Annotated in this window: 15 protein-coding genes; 9 read left to right on the plus strand and 6 right to left on the minus strand. The window is 68.4% G+C overall.

Translation table 11 applies throughout. The features are described 5' to 3' along the window. Positions 1-67: 67 nt before the first annotated feature. The gene (locus KR541_RS05435; RefSeq protein WP_050011436.1) at positions 68-1,900 is read right to left on the minus strand and encodes an ABC transporter ATP-binding protein; all 1,833 of its coding nucleotides are present in this window, start codon (positions 1,898-1,900) and stop codon (positions 68-70) included. Between the two features lie 561 nt (positions 1,901-2,461). On the opposite strand from KR541_RS05435, the gene KR541_RS05440 reads away from it, so the two are divergent. The 3 genes from KR541_RS05440 (at position 2,462) to KR541_RS05450 (ending at position 5,065) form a co-directional block, all read left to right on the plus strand. Next, on the plus strand, positions 2,462-3,526 hold the full coding sequence (locus tag KR541_RS05440; RefSeq protein WP_006476459.1) for a glycosyltransferase family 4 protein: 1,065 nt from the start codon (positions 2,462-2,464) through the stop codon (positions 3,524-3,526). 226 nt (positions 3,527-3,752) lie between these two features. Next, positions 3,753-4,562: a hypothetical protein gene (locus KR541_RS05445; RefSeq protein ID WP_089488280.1), complete on the plus strand. Its 810-nt coding sequence runs from the start codon at positions 3,753-3,755 to the stop codon at positions 4,560-4,562. A gap of 38 nt (positions 4,563-4,600) precedes the next feature. Beyond that, complete coding sequence (locus KR541_RS05450; protein WP_050011432.1) at positions 4,601-5,065, plus strand: DUF2214 family protein; 465 nt, start codon at positions 4,601-4,603, stop codon at positions 5,063-5,065. Positions 5,066-5,255: 190 nt separating this feature from the next. Here the strand turns inward: KR541_RS05450 and gudD are convergent, their stop codons facing one another. Continuing rightward, complete coding sequence (gene gudD / locus KR541_RS05455; protein WP_050011431.1) at positions 5,256-6,608, minus strand: glucarate dehydratase; 1,353 nt, start codon at positions 6,606-6,608, stop codon at positions 5,256-5,258. 362 nt (positions 6,609-6,970) lie between these two features. Here gudD and KR541_RS05460 point away from each other — a divergent pair, with 362 nt between their 5' ends. Beyond that, positions 6,971-7,720, plus strand: a complete 750-nt coding sequence (locus KR541_RS05460; RefSeq protein WP_011544971.1) for a FadR/GntR family transcriptional regulator — start codon at positions 6,971-6,973, stop codon at positions 7,718-7,720. A gap of 135 nt (positions 7,721-7,855) precedes the next feature. On the opposite strand, the gene KR541_RS05465 is transcribed toward KR541_RS05460, so the two are convergent. The 3 genes from KR541_RS05465 to pdxY all read right to left on the minus strand — a co-directional run bounded on the left by KR541_RS05465 (position 7,856) and on the right by pdxY (position 12,699). Continuing rightward, entirely contained in the window at positions 7,856-9,004 is a 1,149-nt protein-coding gene (locus KR541_RS05465) for a branched-chain amino acid ABC transporter substrate-binding protein (RefSeq protein ID WP_050011430.1), read from the minus strand. A 369-nt stretch (positions 9,005-9,373) separates the two neighbouring features. After that, positions 9,374-11,518, minus strand: a complete 2,145-nt coding sequence (locus KR541_RS05470; protein ID WP_216089398.1) for a phosphocholine-specific phospholipase C — start codon at positions 11,516-11,518, stop codon at positions 9,374-9,376. Between the two features lie 320 nt (positions 11,519-11,838). Further along, positions 11,839-12,699, minus strand: coding sequence for a pyridoxal kinase PdxY (gene pdxY, locus KR541_RS05475; RefSeq protein ID WP_050011428.1), 861 nt, complete (start codon positions 12,697-12,699; stop codon positions 11,839-11,841). 234 nt (positions 12,700-12,933) lie between these two features. On the opposite strand from pdxY, the gene KR541_RS05480 reads away from it, so the two are divergent. Then, the gene (locus KR541_RS05480) at positions 12,934-13,995 is read left to right on the plus strand and encodes an alpha/beta fold hydrolase (RefSeq protein ID WP_124629910.1); all 1,062 of its coding nucleotides are present in this window, start codon (positions 12,934-12,936) and stop codon (positions 13,993-13,995) included. 36 nt (positions 13,996-14,031) lie between these two features. On the opposite strand, the gene KR541_RS05485 is transcribed toward KR541_RS05480, so the two are convergent. After that, complete coding sequence (locus tag KR541_RS05485) at positions 14,032-15,030, minus strand: LLM class flavin-dependent oxidoreductase (RefSeq protein WP_050011426.1); 999 nt, start codon at positions 15,028-15,030, stop codon at positions 14,032-14,034. A gap of 637 nt (positions 15,031-15,667) precedes the next feature. Here KR541_RS05485 and hpnI point away from each other — a divergent pair. From hpnI to KR541_RS05505, 4 genes are all read left to right on the plus strand, one after another. Continuing rightward, positions 15,668-16,843 (plus strand): bacteriohopanetetrol glucosamine biosynthesis glycosyltransferase HpnI, encoded by a 1,176-nt coding sequence (gene hpnI / locus KR541_RS05490; protein WP_050011425.1) that lies wholly within the window; start codon positions 15,668-15,670, stop codon positions 16,841-16,843. Between the two features lie 134 nt (positions 16,844-16,977). Continuing rightward, complete coding sequence (gene hpnJ / locus KR541_RS05495) at positions 16,978-18,420, plus strand: hopanoid biosynthesis associated radical SAM protein HpnJ (RefSeq protein ID WP_373452483.1); 1,443 nt, start codon at positions 16,978-16,980, stop codon at positions 18,418-18,420. A 3-nt stretch (positions 18,421-18,423) separates the two neighbouring features. Continuing rightward, positions 18,424-19,308, plus strand: coding sequence for a hopanoid biosynthesis-associated protein HpnK (gene hpnK / locus KR541_RS05500; protein WP_050011423.1), 885 nt, complete (start codon positions 18,424-18,426; stop codon positions 19,306-19,308). Continuing rightward, entirely contained in the window at positions 19,305-20,348 is a 1,044-nt protein-coding gene (locus KR541_RS05505) for a lysylphosphatidylglycerol synthase domain-containing protein (protein WP_216089399.1), read from the plus strand. Before hpnK ends, KR541_RS05505 begins: the two co-directional genes overlap by 4 nt. The last annotated feature ends 59 nt before the right edge of the window (positions 20,349-20,407 follow it).

The raw sequence follows: 20,407 nt of genomic DNA on the forward strand, positions 1-20,407 counted from the left end.
TGCAATTGAAAAAGCCGCCGTGCGAGCAAGCACGGCGGCTTTTTCGTTGGCCGGATGCCGACGCGCGTCAGGCCACGCGTTCGCCGGTCGGCGTGTTGCCGTCGGTGGCCGCATGATGGCGGCCGTGCTGCTTCGCGAGCAGATCGCGGTACAGGCCGGGGCGGTTGCGCAGCACCTCGGGCGGGCCGTCGTCGATCACCTTGCCGTTGCTCATCACGATGATGCGGTCGAAGTTGCGCAGCGTCGATAGGCGGTGCGCGATCGCGATCACCGTGCGGCCGACCATCAGTCGGTCGAGCGCGCTCTGGATCGCTTCCTCGGATGCGCTGTCGAGCGCCGACGTCGCTTCGTCGAGCAGCAGAATCGGCGCATTCTTCAGGATCGCGCGCGCGATCGCGATGCGCTGGCGCTGGCCGCCCGACAGCTTGACGCCGCGGTCGCCGACGATCGTGTCATAGCCTTCCGGCATCGCCTCGATGAACTCCGCGCAGCGCGCGTCGCGCGCTGCGGCGAGCACTTCGTCGCGGGTCGCGTCGGGGCGGCCGTACGCGATGTTGTCGTAGATGGTCCGGTGCAGCAGCGAGATGTCCTGCGGCACCAGCGCGATCGCGTGGCGCAGGCTGTCCTGCGTGATGGCCTTCACGTCCTGGCCGTCAACCTTCACGACGCCGTCCTGCGTGTCGTAGAAGCGCTGCAGCAGCGCGAGCACGGTCGATTTGCCCGCGCCCGACTTGCCGATCAGGCCGACGCGCTGGCCCGGCTCGATATGCAGGTCGAAGTGGTCGAGGATCGCGCGGCGGTGCGGGTACGCGAACGTCACGCGCTCGAAATCGACGCGGCCGCCCGTGGCCGACAGCGGCTGCGCGTCCGAGCGGTCCGGCATCCCGTGCGGCTCGAGCAGCGTCTTCACCGCTTCGGACAGGCGGGCGACGTGCTGCGTGACGTCGACGAGCGCGACCGCGAGGTCGCGCGTGCCGTGCAGGATCGTGAAGCCGAGCGAGCTGACGAGCACGATGTCGCCCGACGTCGCGCGGCCCTGATCCCACAGCCACAGCGCCCAGCCAAGCAGGCCGGCGGACAGCATCGCGGTGATCACCGCGTGCAGCAGCCGCAGCTTTTCGAGATAGAGCAGGCTCTGCTGGCGTGCGTCCATCTCGGCCTTCACCGTCGCGCTGAAGCGCTTCTGTTCGCGCAGCGTCATCCCGAACGCGCGCACAAGGCCCATGTTGCCGATCACGTCGACGAGCTCGCCGTCGACCGCCGCGGCCTTCGCCGCGAACGCGTGATGGCGTGCGGAGCCGCGGCCGGCGAGCTTGAACAGGATGACGGACAGTACGGCCGAACAGCCGAGCAGGCCGGCCGCCATCAGCGGATTGACGACGATGATCATCAGGATCGCGCCCATCACCGCGATGCACGGCGGCAGCACGTTCCACGCCATCGTGTTCTCCGACGTGTAGACCGCGTTCGACGTGGCCGTGATGCGGCTGGCGAGCGTGCCGGGCTGCTTCTCCGAGTAATACGTCGGCGAATGGCCGATCAGGTACTGGAACAGGTCGCGCCGCAGGTCGCCGGTGACCGCGACGAACGTGTGCGCGGCGACCCAGCCGCCGACGCGCCACAGCAGGTTGTCGGCCGCGATCAGCCCGACGAGCAGCGCGAACGCGCTCCACAGCGGGCCCGGGTGATGGCGTCCGGTCGCGAGCACGTCGATCAGGTGCTTGATCGCATATTGCGAGCCGAGCGCGCAGCCGACGGCGGCCAGCACGCTGCAGAGCACGACCAGGTGCGCGACGGGGTGGAGGCGGATGTAGCGGAACAGGAACGCGATCGGCCGATGCGCGTAGCTCGACAGCTTCGCGTTGTGGGCGTTGCGCTGGGCGGGGGTGAGAGATTCCAAAATATGGGTGCGGTGATTCGGTGATTGAGCGGGGCGGCTGGGTCGCAGGCCGGCGTTCGCCCGGACTGAATAATCCGGCATTGTAAACAACGCCGCGCGTCGCGCTGCGCGAATCTTGCCTTGGCCAGGGGCTCGCGCTCGATTTTGAGATAAAATCCGGCATCCCGTCCTGCGTGCCGGAATCACGCTGCCGGCAGCTGCGGGTTAACAAGGATCGCCAAAACGGCCTTCCACTCTAGAACGGACGCCCGAGTCCGCGGGTTGCAAAGTGTTGCGCCTTTGTAACAAAGTAAAGTGTTTGAAATGTCGTGCGCCGTATCGGGAATAACCCTAGATAATCGGCTCCGGGTTCGATTCCAGGTTTTTTTACGAACCCCTGTCAACGGGTCTTCGTTTCAAACGTTCTATGCCTGTCGCGTCGCCGACGCTCCTTGAGCAGCGCGGGTTCGACGCCCCCGGCAGGCTGATTCGTCCGAGGTTCGGACGACATGTTTCCAGCCCGGACCACCGGCAGGTTGCCGACCCATACCTGGTTTTTTGCCGATTTTTTAGGAGTTACGCATGCGAATCGCCCAAATCGCTCCGTTGCATGAAGCGGTGCCCCCGAAACTGTACGGCGGTACCGAGCGAGTGGTGTCCTATCTCACCGAAGCACTCGTCGAGATGGGGCATGACGTCACGCTCTTCGCGAGCGGCGATTCGCAAACCTCCGCGAAGCTCGAAGCGTGCTGGCCGCAGGCGCTGCGCCTCGACCCGACGATCCGCGACGTGATGGCCCCGCACATGCTGCTCCTCGAGCAGGTGCGCCGTCGCGCGGAAGAGTTCGACGTCCTGCATTGCCATATCGACTACTACCCGTTCTCGCTGTTCTCGCGCCAGCCGGTCCCGCATCTGACGACGATGCACGGCCGTCTCGACCTGCCGGAACTGCAGCCGATCTTCAACGCGTTCAGCGACGTGCCGGTCGTGTCGATCTCCGACAACCAGCGCATCCCGCTGCCGCAGGCGAACTGGCTGTCGACCGTCTACCACGGCCTGCCGGAAAACCTGCTGACGCCGATCCCGAACGTGAAGCCGAGCTACCTCGCGTTCCTCGGCCGCATCTCGCCGGAGAAGCGCGTCGACACGGCGATCCGCATCGCCGAGCAGGCCGGCCTGCCGATCAAGATTGCCGCGAAGCTCGACAAGGCCGACCGCGCGTACTACGAAGAGAAGATCAAGCCGCTGTTCGCGCTGCCGCACGTCGAGTACATCGGCGAAATCAGCGAGTCGGAGAAGACCGAATTCCTCGGCAACGCGCATGCGCTGCTGTTCCCGATCGACTGGCCGGAGCCCTTCGGCCTGGTGATGATCGAGGCGATGGCCTGCGGCACGCCGGTGATCGCGTTCAAGCGCGGCTCGGTGCCGGAAGTGATCGACAACGGCGTGTCGGGCTTCGTCGTCGAAGACGAATTGTCGGCCGTCGCCGCGCTCAAGCGTCTCGATACGCTGCCGCGCGAGAAGGTTCGCGCCGCGTTCGAAGCCCGTTTCTCGTCGAAGGTGATGGCGCAGAACTACGTGAAGGGCTACGAGGAACTGCTGCGCCAGAAGCGCCGCACGGTGCTCCGCGAAGTCAACGCAAGCTGATTGCGGGCCGCCGCCGCGCGGCCGCCACGACGCCCCGTCCGGGTTTTCCGGCGGGGCGTTGTCACATCTGCGGCGCGGATCTGTTGTATTCTCGCCGCGCCCGACGCTGCGAACGGCCTCCGAAGCGGCCCGGCACACCATCCTGCCGTCTGTCCAGACGGTAATGTCCCTATAATGGCCGTGCCGTGAAATCCGGCCCGGTACGACTATCCAGAGGAGAGCAGTCTTGGCGAGAACGAAAACCACGCGCGCAGCGCCGGCCCCCGGCGCCGGCGTGATCTTCGCGTTGCGCGCGATCGGTCTCGTGCTGCTCGCGCGCTGGCTGTTCTCGATGTCCCAGATGGGCTATCGCTCGTCGCTGTCGGCGATGGTGTCGTCGCCGTGGGCATTCCTCTACCTCATCCTGATCTTCCTGCTGCTCGCGCTGCCGGGCGCCGCCGCGCGGGCCGAGCGGCCGTTCCATCCGCTGCCGCAGTGGCTGCGCCAGGCGCTGCGCGTGTTCGCGCTGATCGGTTTCCTGTTTGCCGCGTGGTCGATCGGCGCGTTCACGTGGGCGGCCGGCTGGCGCCGCGCGCTGCATGCGGTGACGGCGACCAACGGCTGGCTCGTCGCCGCGCCGGCGCTGTACGCGGCGATCGTCTGGATCTGCCGGCCGCGGCCGCTGTGGCGGACCAACGTGGCCGCGCGCCGCTTCGCGGTCGGCCGGTATGCGATCTCGCTCGACGTGCTGACGCGCACCGCGATCGTCTGGATGGAAAGCCGCAAGGTCGGCCAGTACGACGCGCGCGAACTGTCGGTGCGCTGGCCCGGCCGGGTCGCACCTGCCGCGCCCGCCGCGGGCGAGCAGGGCGCGCAGCAGGCGGTCGTGCCGCCGCGTCGCGGCAGCCTGTTCAATCGGCCGAAGGTGGAACTGCTGTGGGATTCGCCGGCGGCTGTCGGCCACAACCGGCAGGTCGTGATGCGCACGCCGCTCGCGACCGAAGGGGACCGCGTCGCGGTGCTCGCGCTCGACGCGGCGCTCAAGCAAATCGTCTGACAGGCTCGCGCACCGGGCGCGGGCGACAAGGAGGCGCGATGATCGTCCGTTGGTTGCTGGCTGCCATTCACCTGAGTGCGTTCGGCGTCGCGTTTGCCGCGATCGCGGCGCGTAACCGCGCGTTGCGCCGGCTCATCGCATCCGCGCAGGCGGTCGATTTGCCCGGCGTGTTCAAGGCCGATGCGGTCTGGGGCGTGTCGGCGCTCGTGCTGATCGCGACGGGCGTCGCACGCGCGTTCGGCGGTTTCGAGAAAGGCACCGCGTACTACCTGCACGAACCGCTCTTTCACCTGAAGATGACCGCGCTCGTGCTGATCCTGCTGCTCGAGGTCGTGCCGATGCTGGGGCTGATCCGCTGGCGTGTCGCCGCGCGGCGGCAGCAGATGCCCGATATCGGCCGTGCGCGCACCTATGTGCGGGTCGGTCACTGGCAGGCGGTGCTGGTGATCGTCATCGTGTTCGCCGCGTCGGGGATGGCGCGGGGGATTGGCGCAGGCGGCTAGGGACGCCCGGTTAGGGACGCCCGGTTAGGGGGCGGCAGGCCAGGGGATCCATCAGCGGGCGACAGGCTAGCCGCGCGCGCGAATCCCGCTTTTGCTTCGCCGGCCTTTCCCGGCCGGCGATCGCCAATCCACCGGCGAACCGCATCATTCCGTCCGACCGGGCGGACCTGCCGCCCGGTTCGTCGCCCCCTCAACGCACGAGGCACGGGCGCTTGTTGTTGAACGTCCAGCCCGGGATCAGATACTGCATCGCCGCCGCGTCGTCGCGGGCGCCGAGGCCGTGCTGCTTGTACAGCTCGTGCGCGAGCGCGACCGCATCCATGTCGATGTCGATACCGAGCCCCGGCCGCTTCGGCACTTCCACCAGCCCGTTCTCGATCTTCAGCGGCTCGCGCGTCAGCCGTTCGCCGTCCTGCCAGATCCAGTGCGTATCGATCGCGGTGACCTGGCCCGGCGCCGCGGCCGCGACGTGCGTGAACATCGCGAGCGACACGTCGAAGTGGTTGTTCGAATGCGAACCCCACGTGAGGCCCCAGTCGCGGCACATCTGCGCGACCCGCACCGAGCCCTGCATCGTCCAGAAATGCGGATCGGCGAGCGGGATGTCGACGGCGTGCAACTGCACCGCATGGCCCATCTGCCGCCAGTCGGTCGCGATCATGTTGGTGGCCGTCGGCAGCCCCGTCGCGCGGCGGAATTCGGCCATCACCTCGCGGCCCGAGTAACCGTTCTCCGCGCCGCACGGATCTTCCGCATACGCGAGCACGTGATGCTGATCGCGGCACAGTCGCACGGCCTCGTCGAGGGACCATGCGCCGTTCGGATCGAGCGTCACGCGCGCGTCGGGGAAGCGCTCGGCGAGCGCCGTCACGGCTTCGATCTCGCTCGCCCCGTCGAACACGCCACCCTTCAGCTTGAAGTCGTTGAAGCCGTAGCGCGCATGCGCGGCTTCGGCGAGCCGCACGACGGCTTCGGGCGTCAGCGCGGCGTCGTCGCGCACGCGGGTCCAGTCGTCGGTCGCGCCGCGGCCGTCGCGATAGGGGAGCGCCGTCTTCGTGCGATCGCCGACGTAGAACAGGTAGCCGAGCATTTCGACCCGCTCGCGCTGCTGGCCTTCGCCGAGCAGCGCGGCGACCGGCACGCCGAGATGCTGGCCGAGCAGGTCGAGCAGCGCGGCTTCGAGCGCGGTGACCGCGTGGATCGTCGTGCGCAGGTCGAAGGTCTGCAGCCCGCGGCCGCTCGCGTCGCGGTCGGCGAAGGTGCGGCGCACGTCGTTGAGCACCGCGTGATAGTTGCCGACCGGCTGGCCGACGACGAGCGCGCGCGCGTCGTCGAGCGTGCGGCGGATGCTCTCGCCGCCCGGCACTTCGCCGACGCCCGTGCGGCCCGCGCTGTCCTTCAGGATCACGAGGTTGCGGGTGAAGAACGGGCCGTGCGCGCCGCTCAGGTTGAGCAGCATGCTGTCGTGGCCGGCGACCGGAATCGCTTGCAGGTCGACGATGCGCGGCGTGTCGTGGGAAGGCGAGGCAGTGACGGCGTTCATGGGCGGCGATGGCGAAAAAGTAGGCGATGCCGTGCGGCAAAAGCTTTGCCGCGCGCGGCGTGAGGTGCGATCATTCGACAACCGACGTGCGCGGCGCGCAAGCCCCGCATGTCGACGCAACCCGAACACGGGGTGGAAGCGACAACCGGGCCCATGGAGCGCAGCGCGCGAACACGGGTCGATCGATCGTTACGCACGGGACCAGGCGGGACTGAACAGCCGACCTGAGTCGACAGGAGACTGTGCGCCGATCATCAGTCGTCGGATGACTTGTGACGCAGTATAATGAATCATCGGCTTTCGCTCAAACCCCGCGTAAACCCTCGGCTCACATTACGATCATTCAAAAAGGAACCGGCCACATGTCCGTGCCTACGCTTCCCGCAGCGCCGCGCCGTCGCGCACGCAGCCTCGCACAAGATGTCGTCGACGCGCTGACCGCGCAGATCGAAAACGGCACACTGCGTCCCGGCGACAAGCTGCCGACCGAAACCGAAGTCATGGCGGCGCAGGGCGTGAGCCGGACGGTCGTGCGCGAGGCGATCTCGCGGATGCAGGCGAGCGGCCTCGTCGAGACGCGCCACGGCATCGGCAGCTTCGTGCTCGAGCCGTCGCGCCGCCAGACGCTCGGCATCGATCCCGCGACGATCACGACGCTGCGCGACGTGCTCGCGGTGCTGGAGCTGCGCATCAGCCTCGAAAGCGAGTGCGCGAGCCTCGCCGCGCAGCGCGCGAACGATGCCGACCTCGCCGCGCTGCGGCGCGCGCTCGACGCGATCGCGACGGGCGCGGGCGGCGGCCGCGACACCGCGCAGCTCGACTTCCAGTTCCACCTGCAGATCGCGCAATCCACCGGCAACCGCTATTTCGTCGACATCATGACGCAGCTCGGCACGTCGATCATCCCGCGCACGCGCGTGAATTCGGCGCGCTTTGCCGGCGACGACCTCGAGCGCTACGTCGGCCGGCTGAATCACGAGCACGAGGACATCTACGAGGCAATCGCGCGCCACGACCCGGAAGCGGCCCGCGCCGCGATGCGCACGCATCTCACGAACAGCCGCGAGCGGCTGCGCCGCGCGCACGAGGCGGCGGAGGCCGAAGCCGGCTGACCGCCGGGTTGCGGAGCCCGCGCGGCTGCGCGCGGGTGAAATCGCTTTAACATCAGTCGTCATATGAGATCGGGGTGATTCCGCCGATCTTCACGGCCGGGCGGCGTGCCCGCCGCCGGCCGCCCGCCTCGCCGATCAGCCTCCCTTCGTCACGATCGTCTTCCACGCGCCGTTCTTCACCTGGTACAGCGTCGACATCCCGCTCTTCAGCGAGCCGTCGTTCGCGAACGAGATGCGGCCGGTCACGCCTTCGAAGTCGACTTTCTTGAGCGCCGGGCGATAGGCCTTCGGGTCGGTCGAACCGGCCGCCTGCATCGCCTTGATCGCCGCCCACGCCGCGTCATAGCCGAACTGCGCGTACGACAGCACGTCGACGCCGAAGCGCTTCTTGAAGCGCGCCTCGAAATCCTTGCCCTGCGGCAGCTCGTCGAGCGGCCGGCCGTATTCCCATGCCATCGCGCCTTCGGCGGCCGGGCCCGCGATCTTGATGAACTCGTTGTCCTTCACGCCGCCGCCGCCGACGAACTGCGCGTTCAGCCCGAGCTGACGCATCTGCTTGATGAAGTTCGCGGCGAGCGAATCGAGGCCGCCGAAGAAGATCAGGTCCGGGTTCTTGCCCTTGAGGCTCGTGATCTGCGCGCGGAAATCGACGGCCTGGTTGTTGGTGAACTCGCGTCCGATGATCGTGCCGCCGGCAGCCTTCACGGCCTTCTCGAATTCGTCGGCCTCGCCCTGGCCGAACGCGGTGCGGTCGTCGATGATCGCGATGCGCTTCGCCTTCGTCACGTCGACCGCGTACTTGCCCGCGTTGCCGGCGTTCTGGCCGTCGGTCGCGATCACCATGAACATGTTCGCGAGCCCGCGCGACGTGAGCGTCGGGTTGGTCGCGGCCGGGTCGATCACCGGAATGCCGGCCTTGTCGTAGACCACCGACGCCGGAATCGTCGTCCCCGAGTTGAAGTGGCCGACCACGACCGACACGTTCTGGTCGACCAGCGCCTGCGCGGCCTGCACGCCGATGCGCGGGTCGGCCTGGTCGTCCTGCACGACGAGATTGAAGCGGGCGGGCTTGCCGGCGATCTGCACCTTCTGCGCGAACGCATCGTCGAGCGCGAGCTGCACGCCGTTCTGCAGATCCTTGCCGTAGCCGGCGTTCACGCCCGTGAGCGGCGCGGCGAAGCCGACCTTCACGTCGGTTGCGTCGGCAGCGTGAGCAGCCTGTTGCGAGAGGAGGGCAAGCGCGGAGGCAATGGACACCGACAGCAGGGAATGACGGAATTTCATGTTGTTCCTCTTGTTCGACACCGGCGAGTGGGTACCGCGCGCGTCCGGGCGGGCCGGGCGCGTGCGACGGGCGGGCGGTTCGACCGCTTCTCGGAATCGGGCGGGGAGGTCGGCAGCGTGATCCTCGGAAACATCTCCCGTCAGGCTCCGTGAAGAGCCCCGATTGCTTCGATATATAGGTCGCCGATATGCGCGGGTCTTGGAAATTTGTCGCGCATTCGATGCGGATTTGCGCATAGCTTCCGCGCGAGCGCGGGCGGCCGGTATCGGGAGTTTCCCGTCGCGAACGGAACGGGCTCAGAGGGGGGGAGTGCTGCGGGGCAAAGACGCGGCGCAGCCCGCCGGGGCCGCGCCGCGCGTGGGTCGACGTCAGTCGGACAGGGCGTCCGATGCGGCTTCGGCGTCGTCGTGCGACGCGGTCGTGCGGATCAGCGGGTCGCTGGTGCTCGGGCGGCCCGTTTCGACGTGGCCCGCGAAGCGGCGCAGGAAGCCGAGCTGGCGGCCGTCGCTGACGGTCAGGTCATACCAGCCGTGGCTGCCGCGCAGGTCCCAGTAATCGTCGACGTGCGCGCCCGGCGCGAGGTCGAACGTGCGCGCGTGACCGTGGCCGTACGCGTTCGTGACCTTCAGCCGCACGGCCTTGTGGCCGCGGTTCATCAGGCGCAGCGTGATGTTGCCGTTCGCGACGTCGTAGCCGTAGATCACTTCGGGGTTCACGCTCGCGCTGCCGACGCCGGTCGCGAACGGGCCGCGGAAATGGCAGTAGAAGCCGTTCGGGCCGTACACGTCGAGGTCGTACAGGCCGAGCGACGCGGCGGCGCTCCACGTATCGGCGATGCGTTTGCCGGCTTCGACCGTGTACGCCCACGGGCCGTCGACGCGGTTGCGCGACTGGACCTGGAACGCGGCGCCTGCGCGGCCCGTGTTCGCGAAGGTCAGCCGGAACTGCCCGTTCGCGGCTTCGACGCGGCCGTGCACGAACAGCTCGTACGGCAGCGCGCGCGCCGGACGCAGCCCGGCTTCCTGTTTCGGCAGCTTCTGCAGCACCGGCGGCACCGGGATGTAGTCGGGATGGCGCACGCGGTCGGGCGGCGCGTAGCCGCTCGTGTCGGGCAGCGTCGGCCACGCGGCGTCCGCGGTCGCGAACTCGAACGCCGACGTCAGGTCGCCGCACACCGCGCGGCGCCACGGCGACACGTTGGCGGCCGTGACCGGATACTGCGCGCCGAATCGCGCCTCGATGAATTGCAGCAGCGACGTGTGATCGAAGGTCTGCGAGCAGACCCAGCCGCCCTTGGTCCACGGCGACACGACCAGCATCGGCACGCGCGGCCCGAGCCCGTACGGACCGGCCATGTGCGACGCGTCGCCGGCATAGACCTCGTTGGTCGTCGCGACCGTCGACAACCCGTTGTCGCGCGACTGCGGCGCGAACGGCGGCGGCACGTGATCGAAGAAGCCGTCGTTTTCGTCATACGTGATGAAGAGCGCGGTCTTGCTCCACACGTCCGGATTCGACACGAGCGCCTTCAGCACCTGCTCGATGTACCACGCGCCGTAGTTGGCCGGCCAGTTCGGGTGCTCGGAATATGCTTCCGGCGCGCAGATCCACGATACCTGCGGCAGCGTGCCGTTCTTCACGTCCTGCTGCAGCACGTCGAACAGCGTGCCGCCGGCGCTGATGTTGGTGCCGGTGCGCGCCTTGTCGTACAGCGGCGTGCCCGGCAGCGCGGTGCGGTACTGGTTGAAGTAGAGCAGCGCGTTGTCGCCGTAGTTGCCGATGTACGGGTTGGACGTCCAGCCCCACGAACCCTTCGCGTCGAGCCCCGTGCCGACGTCCTGGTAGATCTTCCACGACACGCCGGCCTGTTCGAGCACTTCCGGATAGGTCGTCCAGCCGTAGCCCTTTTCATCGTTGCCGAGCACCGGGCCGCCGCCCGTGCCGTCGTTGCCGACGTAGCCGGTCCACATGTAATAGCGGTTCGGGTCGGTCGAGCCCGGGAACGCGCAGTGGTACGCGTCGCAGATCGTGAACGCGTCGGCGAGCTGGTAGTGGAACGGGATGTCGTCGCGCTTCAGGTACGCCATCGTCGTCGTGCCCTTGTTCGGCACCCACTGGTCGTAGCGGCCCTTGTTCCAGGCAGCGTGCATGTCCTGCCAGCCGTGCGGCAGGTCCTGCAGGAACTGCAGGCCGAGCTTGTCGGCGCCCGGGTGGAACGGCAGCAGTTCGGCCGGGCCGACCGGCTGGTGAAACACCGGCTTGCCGTTCGCGAGGCGCAGCGGGCGCGGGTCACCGAAGCCGCGGACACCGCGCATCGTGCCGAAGTAATGGTCGAACGAGCGGTTCTCCTGCATCAGGATCACGATGTGTTCGATATCGCGGATCGTGCCGGTACGGCGGTTCGCGGGAATCGCGAGCGCATCGCGGATCACGGGCGGAAGCAGGTTCAGCGCGGCGGCGCCGGCAGTGCCGGCGGCGACGCGCAGGAAGTCACGACGGTTCGATCGGGTCATGGTCGTTATCGTGGGGTAAAGAGGGAGCCGATTGGCGGGACCTGCGGAAAGGGCGCACACCGGGTCGCAGGATGCGGCTGCGCCGATGCGTGCCGCCGCGAGCATAGCGAGGAATCGGTGTCATTCATGTGAAGTCCGGAAACGTTTGCACGCGTGGACCGGGTTGCAGCCGGCGGTGCGCCGCCGCACGGACTGCGGGGCAGCGGCAACGGGCGAGGCGGGTGCTGCGCGGCACGCGGACAGCGGGAACAGCGAGGGAGCCGCAGGACGGCCGAGGTGCGGCAGCAGGCAGCCGCGGCGAGCAGGGCGATGCGCACGCGTCAGGCGTCGGTCACCCACGCGCCGAACCATTCGCTCGGCCGTGCGATTTCATCCTGCGCGGCGACGAGCTCGAGCTCGTAGCGGCGTGCGTCGTAGGTGGCCTTCACGACCGCGTGCACGGCCGCGAGCGTGTGTTCGAACGCGGCGCGCACCGAGTCGCCGCGCAGCCGGCACGCGACGAAGATCGCGCTGGTCAGGTCGCCGACACCGACCGGATGGCGCGGAAACGCATACAGCGGCCGCTGGCCGATCCACGCTTCGGTTTCGGTGACGGCGAGCATGTTGAAGCGGTCGGCCGGGCTGTTGCGGTCGTGCAGGTGCTTGACGAGGATGATCTTCGGGCCGCGGCGGATCAGCGCGCGGCACGCGTCGACGGCTTCCGCGACGGTCTCGATGCGTCGCCCGGCGAGCTTCTGCAGTTCGGTATGGTTCGGCGACATGCCGTCCGCGAGCGCGGGCACCTCCTGCACGATGAATTCCTCGACGCCGGGCTCGGGCCGGACGCCGCCCGTCTGGCCCATCGCCGGATCGCAGAAGTACCACGCGTTCGGATTCATCGCCTTCACCGAGCGTACGATCTCGACCGCCGCGCGTGCCTGCGGCGGCGAGCCGAGGAAGCCGGACAGCACCGCGTCGCAACGCTTGAGCGCGCCGATGGCGGCGATGCCGTCGACGAGCTGTTCCATCTTCGCGGCGTCGATCGCGCTGCCGGCCCAGTGGCCGTACTGCATGTGATTCGACAACTGGACGGTGTTGAGCGGCCAGACGTTGACGCCGAGGCGCTGCATCGGGAACACGGCCGCGCTGTTGCCGGCATGGCCGTAGATGACGTGCGACTGAATGCTGAGGACGTTTTTCATGGGAATTCGCCTGCACGCGTTTCAGGGTCACGTCACACGATACCCGAGTTCGTCGTACGCGCGGAAGTCGCGCGGCGTTGGAGTGTTGCGCGCCGTCGTCACGCGACCGCGTAGAATCGCGGGGCGCGAGACAGCTCGAGACAGCCCGAGACAGCCCGAGACAGCCCGAGACAGCCCGAGACAGCCCGCGGCAACCCGGCAGCCCGCGCGCGTCCCCCCATCACCGTGACCGCCATGCTTTCGATTTGCAAGATCCTGTCCGCCGCGCGCGCCGCCGTGCTCGGCGCGAGCGCCGCCGCCGCGTGCGCGATGCCCGTTGCGAGCGTCGCCGCGACGCCCGCCGCCAACGACGGGCCCGCGTACGGCCCGCGTCTGGAAGGGTTCGCGTATCCGGCGCCCGTGCACGAATACGCGTTCGTGTCGCAGCGCGAAACCCTCGAGATGGCGTACCTCGACGTGCAGCCCGCGCATCCGAACGGCCGCACCGTCGTGCTGCTGCACGGCAAGAACTTCTGCGCGGCGACCTGGGAGGACACGATCGGCGTGCTGAGCCGCGCCGGCTATCGCGTGATCGCGCCCGACCAGATCGGCTTCTGCAAGTCGTCGAAGCCCGAGCGCTACCAGTACAGCTTCCAGCAACTCGCACGCAACACGCACGCGCTGCTCGAATCGGTCGGTGTGAAATCGGCGACGATCGTCGGCCACTCGACGGGCGGGATGCTCGCGATCCGCTACGCGCTGATGTATCCGAAGGCGACCGACCAGCTCGTGCTCGTGAACCCGATCGGCCTCGAGGACTGGAAGGCGCTCGGCGTGCCGCCGCTGTCGGTCGACTACTGGTATGCGCGCGAGCTGAAGACCAACGCCGACGGCATCCGCCGCTACGAGCAGGCGACCTACTACGCGGGCAAGTGGGCGCCGTCGTACGAGCGCTGGGTGCAGATGCTCGCCGGCATGTATCGCGGCGCCGGCCGCGACGCGGTCGCGTGGAACTCCGCGCTGATCTACGACATGATCCTCACGCAGCCGGTGGTCTACGAATTCGGCGCGATTCGCGTGCCGACGCTGCTGATGATCGGCGACAAGGACACGACCGCGATCGGCAAGGACGTCGCGCCGCCCGACGTGCACGCGAAGCTCGGCCGCTATCCGGAACTCGCGAAGCGCACGCAGGCCGCGATTCCCGGCGCGCAGCTCGTCGAATTCCCGGCGCTCGGCCACGCGCCGCAGATCCAGGACCCGGACGCGTTCCACAAGGCGCTGCTCGACGGGCTGGACGCCGTGCGCCCGCAGTGATGCGGCGCGGGCGGCCGGCCGCGCGCGGTCGTGCCGTCAGCTTGCCTCGTTCGCGAGTTCGTCGCGGATCTGCGCGGCCAGTTCGAACGAGCGCAGCCGCGCGGCATGATCGTAGATCTGCGCGGTGATGATCAGCTCGTCGGCGCCCGTCTGCGCGATACGGTCGCGCAGCTTGTCGCGCACCGTGTCGCGCGAGCCGACCGCCGCGAACGACAGCGAATGCGCGACGGTCGCGAGTTCGAGTTCGTTCGCCTCGAGCGCGTCGACGGGCGGCGGCAGCTTGCCCGGCGTGCCGCGCCGCAGGTTGATGAACTGCTGTTGCAGCGACGTGAACAGGCGCCGCGCCTCGTCGTCGGTCTCGGCCGCGAACACGTTGACGCCGACCATCGCATGCGGCTTCGGCCACGCGGCCGACGGCCGGTACTGCGCGCGATAGATCTCGAGCGCCCGCATTAGATAGTCGGGCGCGAAGTGCGACGCGAACGCGAACGGCAGCCCGAGCATCGCCGCGAGCTGCGCGCTGAACAGGCTCGAACCGAGCAGCCACACCGGGACGTCGAGCCCTGCGCCAGGCACCGCGCGCACGCGCTGGCCGGGGACCGGCTCCGCGAAGTAGCGCTGCAGCTCGGCGACGTCGTCCGGGAACGAGTCCGCACTGCCGATCAGGTCGCGGCGCAGCGCGCGCGACGTGGTCTGGTCAGTGCCGGGCGCGCGGCCGAGGCCGAGGTCGATGCGCCCCGGATACAGCGACGCGAGCGTGCCGAACTGCTCGGCGATCACGAGCGGCGCATGGTTCGGCAGCATGATGCCGCCCGAGCCGACCCGGATCGTCTGCGTGGCGCCCGCGACGTGGCCGATCACGACGGCGGTGGCCGCACTCGCGATCCCCGGCATGTTGTGATGCTCGGCCAGCCAGTAACGCCGGTAGCCCCAGCGCTCCGCGTGCTGCGCGAGATCGACGGTGTTGCGGAACGCCTGCGAGGCGTCGGCGCCGGCCGGAATGGGCGCGAGATCGAGTACGGAAAACGGTGTCATCGGAAGACCTTCGAAACGGGGTGGCGTGGTGATGCGCTGACGCAACAGACGCCAAGGATTTTGCCAAAGGGTTCCGGAACGTGCTGGCGGCGCGCGGATACCCATGCGCCTTACAGGGGCGCAGGGTTGCTTGCGACGATCGTTGCGAAAATCAATCTAATCGCTGATTAATTACCAAACTTTACGGCGATTGGAAGTGAAACCGCATCGACATACAAATTTGCACGAAACGTTTGATTTTAAAGACTGCAATACGCCTGCAAAGTGCTTACGCTAATGTGAACGTGGCCGGGCCGATCAGGCTCGTCGACCGCTCAGCTTTGCCGGAATTGCACTAGTCCGTTTCGCGTAGCACCGCGCGCGCGGGGGCGCAGACTGCTAAAATCCGCCGCCTGCCCATCTTGTGCCGATGGAGCCATTCGAGTCTTCCCGCATGCCGTCCGGGCGCTGCGCGGGGATACGCCACGCGAAGCCGGGCATGGCCGAACCCGAACAACGGGTCGCGCCTTCCCCTTACAGACGCTGCTGGAACAAGGAGTCGGGTCGTGCCCGCGTTCGTCGTTGTCGGAATACCGCATCACGCTCAATCACGCTCAAGCGTTTGCCATGGCGCCCACGTCGCCGGGAGGCATCGCACATGACGCCCACCGCCACGCTGCTCGACTGGCTCCTGATCGCGTTCACGCTGGCCGCGGCCGGCTATGCGCTCGTCGCGGCCTTCGCGCCGCGGCCGCGCACGCCGCGCACGACGGTGCGCGACGGCTTCGAGCCGGTCAGCGTGCTGAAGCCGCTGTGCGGCGCGGAGCCGCACCTGTATGAAAACCTCGCGACCTTCTGCGCGCAGCGCCATCCTCGCTACGAGGTGCTGTTCGGCGTCGCATCGTCGGCCGATCCGGCCGCGGCCGTCGTCGAGCGGCTGCGCGCCGATCATCCGGATTGCGACATCACGGTCGTGATCGACGCGCGTGTGCACGGCAAGAACCTGAAGGTCAGCAACCTGATCAATCTCGCCGAGCGCGCGAAATACGGCCGCATCGTGATCGCGGACAGCGACATCGCGGTGCAGCCCGACTATCTGGAGCGCGTGACGGCGCCGCTCGCGGACCCGTCGGTCGGGGTCGTCACGTGCCTGTATCATGCGCGCAGCGTCGGCGGCTTCTGGACGCGGATCGGCGCGCAGTTCGTCGACGCGTGGTTCGCGCCGTCGGTGCGGATCACCCACCTCGGCCGCTCGAGCCGCTTCGGCTTCGGCGCGACGCTCGCGCTCACGCGCGACACGCTCGACCGGATCGGCGGTCTCTTCGCGCTGAAGGACGAGCTGGCCGACGATTTCTGGCTGGCCGAGCTGCCGCGCCGCCTCGGGCGGCGCACCGTGCTGTCCGAGGTCGAGGTCGCGACCGACGTGATCGAACCGTCGTTCGGGCCGCTGTGGCACCGCGAGACGCGCTGGCTGCGCACGATTCGTTCGCTGAACCCGGCCGGCTTCGCGTTCCTGTTCATCACGTTTACCGCGCCGTGGCTCGCGATCGGCGCGGTGCTGGCATTGCGCCTCGACGGCACCTTCGCCGGCACGCTGGCGGGCGGGGCGGCCGCGGTCGGCGCATTCGGGCGGCTCGTGCTGCACGCGCGCGGCGAGGACGGCTGGCGCGCGTTCTGGCGCGACCTGCCGCTCGTCGCGGTGCGCGACACGCTGCTCGCGCTCGAGTGGCTCGCGGCCGTGTTCGGCACGCAGGTCGTGTGGCGCGGCGCCAGGATGACGGTCGTCGGCGGCGAACGCGCGACGGCGGCCGTGGAAGCAGTGGACGGCCGCTAGCGCCGTCGATCGAACCCGGCCCGCGGGCCGAGACGCGTCGCACGGCGAAGCCGCGCGGCGCGACATGACAGAGAGGCGGGCGCCGGCAGGGCGGCCCGCGGTTTTTTGACTGAATCGTTGTAACGAAACGAACTATGCAGGCTACCGGAGCATTCATGAAAACGCTGTTCTTGCAGGCCCCTTCGTATGACGGCTTCGACGGCGGAGCCGGTTCGCGCTATCAGGCGAAGCGCGAAATCCGTTCCTTCTGGTATCCGACCTGGCTCGCGCAGCCGGCCGCGCTCGTGCCGGGCAGCCGCGTCGTCGATGCGCCGGCCGACGGGCTGTCGGTCGAGGAAACGTTGAAGATCGCGAACGACTACGACCTCGTGATCATCCACACGAGCACGCCGTCGTTCCCGACCGACGCGATGTTCGCGCAGGACCTGAAGAAGATGAAGCCGTCGATGCGGGTCGGCATGGTCGGCGCGAAGGTGATGGTCGATCCGCACAACTCGCTGACGGCGAGCGACGCGATCGACTTCGTCTGTCGCGAGGAATTCGACTACACCTGCAAGGAAATCGCCGAAGGCAAGCCGTTCCCCGAAATCAAGGGTTTGAGCTGGCGCGCGAAGGACGGCTCGATCGAGCACAACGAAGCGCGTCCGATCCTGGAGAACATGGACGAGCTGCCGTTCGTCGCGCCCGTCTACAAGCGTGACCTGAAGATCGACAACTACTTCATCGGCTACCTGAACTATCCGTACGTGTCGATCTACACGGGCCGCGGCTGCAAGTCGCGCTGCACGTTCTGCCTGTGGCCGCAGACGGTCAGCGGCCATCGCTACCGCACGCGCTCGGTCGAGAACGTGCTCGCGGAAGCGAAGTGGATCCGCGACAACATGCCGGAAGTGAAGGAACTGATGTTCGACGACGACACCTTCACCGACGACCTGCCGCGCGCCGAAGCCATCGCCATCGGCCTGGGCAAGCTCGGCATCACGTGGTCGTGCAACGCGAAGGCCAACGTGCCGTACAAGTCGCTGAAGATCATGAAGGACAACGGCCTGCGCCTGCTGCTGGTCGGCTTCGAATCGGGCGACGACCAGATCCTCGTGAACATCAAGAAGGGCGTGCGCACCGATTTCGCGCGCCGCTTCAGCGCGGACTGCAAGAAGCTCGGCATCAAGATCCACGGCACCTTCATCCTCGGCCTGCCGGGCGAGACGCAGGAGACGATCAGGAAGACGATCGAGTACGCGAAGGAAATCAACCCGCACACGATCCAGGTGTCGCTCGCCGCGCCGTATCCGGGCACGACGTTGTACAAGCAGGCCGTCGAGAACGGCTGGATGGAAGAGAACAAGACCATCAACCTGGTCAGCAAGGAAGGCGTGCAGCTCGCGGCGATCGGCTATCCGCACCTGTCGCGCGACGAGATCTATCACCATCTCGAGCAGTTCTATCGCCAGTTCTACTTCCGCCCGTCGAAGATCTGGGAAATCGTGCGCGAGATGCTGACGAGCTGGGACATGATGAAGCGTCGCCTGCGCGAAGGCGTCGAGTTCTTCCGTTTCCTGCGCGCGCACGAGGCCTGATCCGTGACGACGCAGCGGGCGGCGCGGGCGCTGATCTTTACCGCGGACGACTTCGGGCTGCACCCGCGCGTCAACGCGGCGGTCGAGCGTGCGCATCGCGACGGCGTGCTGAACGCCGCCAGCCTGATGGTCGGTGCGCCTGCGGCGCAGGATGCGATCGAGCGCGCACGGCGGCTGCCGTCGCTCGCGGTCGGCCTGCATCTGGTGCTCGCGGACGGGCCGGCCACGCTGCCCGCGCACGAGATTCCCGCGCTCGTCGGCCTTGACGGGCGCTTCGGCGACGCGATGGCGAAGGACGGCTGTCGCTTCTTCTTCCTGCCGCACGTGCGCGCGCAACTGCGCCGCGAGATCCGTGCGCAGTTCGACGCGTTCGCGGCGAGCGGCCTGCCGCTCGATCACGTGAACGCGCACAAGCATTTCCACCTGCACCCGACCGTGCTGTCGATGATCGTCGAGATCGGCCGCGACTACGGGCTGCGCGCGGTGCGGCTGCCGTACGAAACGAGCGCGCCCGCGCTGCTCAAGCCGTGGATCGCGCTGGTGCGCGCGCGGCTCGACCGGGCCGGGCTCGCGCACAACGACTACGTGGTCGGCATCGAGCATACGGGTGCGATGGACGAGGCCGTGCTGCTCGACGCGCTCGCGAAGCTGCCGCCGGGCGTCGGCGAGATCTACTGCCATCCGGCCGAAGCCGGCGACGGTCCGATCACGCCGACGATGGCCGGCTACCGACCGGTCGACGAACTGGATGCGCTGCTGTCGCCGCGTGTCGCGGCCGCGCTGAAGGCGGCGGGCGTCGCGACCGGCGGCTTTGCCGACGTGTTCGGCGGGCCCGCGGCCCGGCGCGGCGCGCATGCGTCGCGCGCACCGGGAGCGCAGCCGTCATGAGCAAGTGGATCAAGTGGCTCGGCTGGCCGATCGGCATCGGCATCCTGCTCGCGCTGGGGCTGCACGAAGGCGTCGGCGACGTGTCGCAGATGCTCGCGCGCGCCGGTTACGCGCTGCTGTGGCTCGTGCCGTTCCACGCGCTGCCGCTGCTGCTCGATGCATACGCGTGGCACCAGTTGCTCGACCGGCGCGCGTCGCTGGCGTTCCTGTGGTGGATCGCGACCGTGCGCGAGGCCGTGAACCGGCTGCTGCCCGTGGTCGGGATCGGCGGCGAGATCGTCGGCATCCGGCTCGCGCGCTGGCAGGTGCCCGACGCGAGCCGCGTGACCGCGTCGGTGATCGTCGAGGTGCTCGTGACGATCGTCGTCCAGTATGCGTTCGCGGCGCTCGGCCTCGTGCTGCTGCTCGCGACGACCGACAACATGGGCGGCGGCACGATCGGCCTCGCGCTGCTGCTGACGCTGCCGTTGCCGGTGCTCGGCGTCGTGCTGATGCGGCGCGGCGGCATCTTCCATGCGATCGAGCGTTTCGCGGGCCGCCTGCTCGGCGATTCGCACCGGCTGCTGCAGGGCGTCGACGGCCGCCGGCTCGACGCCGACATCGATTCGCTGATGTCGCGCACGGGCCTGTTGTTCAGCGCGTTCTTCTGGCAATTGGCCGGCTACGTGCTCGGCGCGCTCGAGATCTACTGGGCGCTCGCGCTGCTCGGCCATCCGGTGTCGATCGGCGGCGCGATCGCGATCGAGGCGATGACGCAGGCCGTCCGGCATGCGGCGTTCATGGTGCCGGGCGGGCTCGGCGTGCAGGAGGCGACCGTCGTGCTGCTCGCGCAGATGTTCGGCGTCGACCGCGAGACGGCGCTGTCGCTCGCGGTGGTCAAGCGTGGCCGCGAAGTGCTGTTCGGCTGCCTCGCGCTCGGCTCGTGGCAGCTTGCCGAGCTGGTGCGCACGCGCGGCCGTCCGGGCGCGCCGCCGAGTGGGCCGCGCCCGGCGCCGCCGGCGAATCGGGCGTCCGAAGCCCGGACCGAAACGACGCATTGAACCTCCGACGGGCCGCGCGGCCCGTCTCGCGCTTTCGGCGCCGCGCGGGTATCCTTGCC

Origin of the sequence: Burkholderia sola (assembly GCF_905400185.1) — a bacterium.
GTDB lineage: Bacteria > Pseudomonadota > Gammaproteobacteria > Burkholderiales > Burkholderiaceae > Burkholderia > Burkholderia sola.

Bases quoted from the DNA above. Each gene is read 5' to 3' on its own strand.
- KR541_RS05505 (WP_216089399.1), top strand. From the start codon at position 19,305: ATGAGCAAGTGGATCAAGTGGCTCGGCTGGCCGATCGGCATCGGCATC.
- pdxY (WP_050011428.1), bottom strand. From the start codon at position 12,699: ATGAAAAACGTCCTCAGCATTCAGTCGCACGTCATCTACGGCCATGCC.
- KR541_RS05465 (WP_050011430.1), bottom strand. From the start codon at position 9,004: ATGAAATTCCGTCATTCCCTGCTGTCGGTGTCCATTGCCTCCGCGCTT.
- KR541_RS05440 (WP_006476459.1), top strand. From the start codon at position 2,462: ATGCGAATCGCCCAAATCGCTCCGTTGCATGAAGCGGTGCCCCCGAAA.
- KR541_RS05485 (WP_050011426.1), bottom strand. From the start codon at position 15,030: ATGACACCGTTTTCCGTACTCGATCTCGCGCCCATTCCGGCCGGCGCC.
- KR541_RS05450 (WP_050011432.1), top strand. From the start codon at position 4,601: ATGATCGTCCGTTGGTTGCTGGCTGCCATTCACCTGAGTGCGTTCGGC.
- KR541_RS05480 (WP_124629910.1), top strand. From the start codon at position 12,934: ATGCTTTCGATTTGCAAGATCCTGTCCGCCGCGCGCGCCGCCGTGCTC.
- hpnJ (WP_373452483.1), top strand. From the start codon at position 16,978: ATGCAGGCTACCGGAGCATTCATGAAAACGCTGTTCTTGCAGGCCCCT.
- KR541_RS05460 (WP_011544971.1), top strand. From the start codon at position 6,971: ATGTCCGTGCCTACGCTTCCCGCAGCGCCGCGCCGTCGCGCACGCAGC.
- hpnI (WP_050011425.1), top strand. From the start codon at position 15,668: ATGACGCCCACCGCCACGCTGCTCGACTGGCTCCTGATCGCGTTCACG.
- KR541_RS05470 (WP_216089398.1), bottom strand. From the start codon at position 11,518: ATGACCCGATCGAACCGTCGTGACTTCCTGCGCGTCGCCGCCGGCACT.
- gudD (WP_050011431.1), bottom strand. From the start codon at position 6,608: ATGAACGCCGTCACTGCCTCGCCTTCCCACGACACGCCGCGCATCGTC.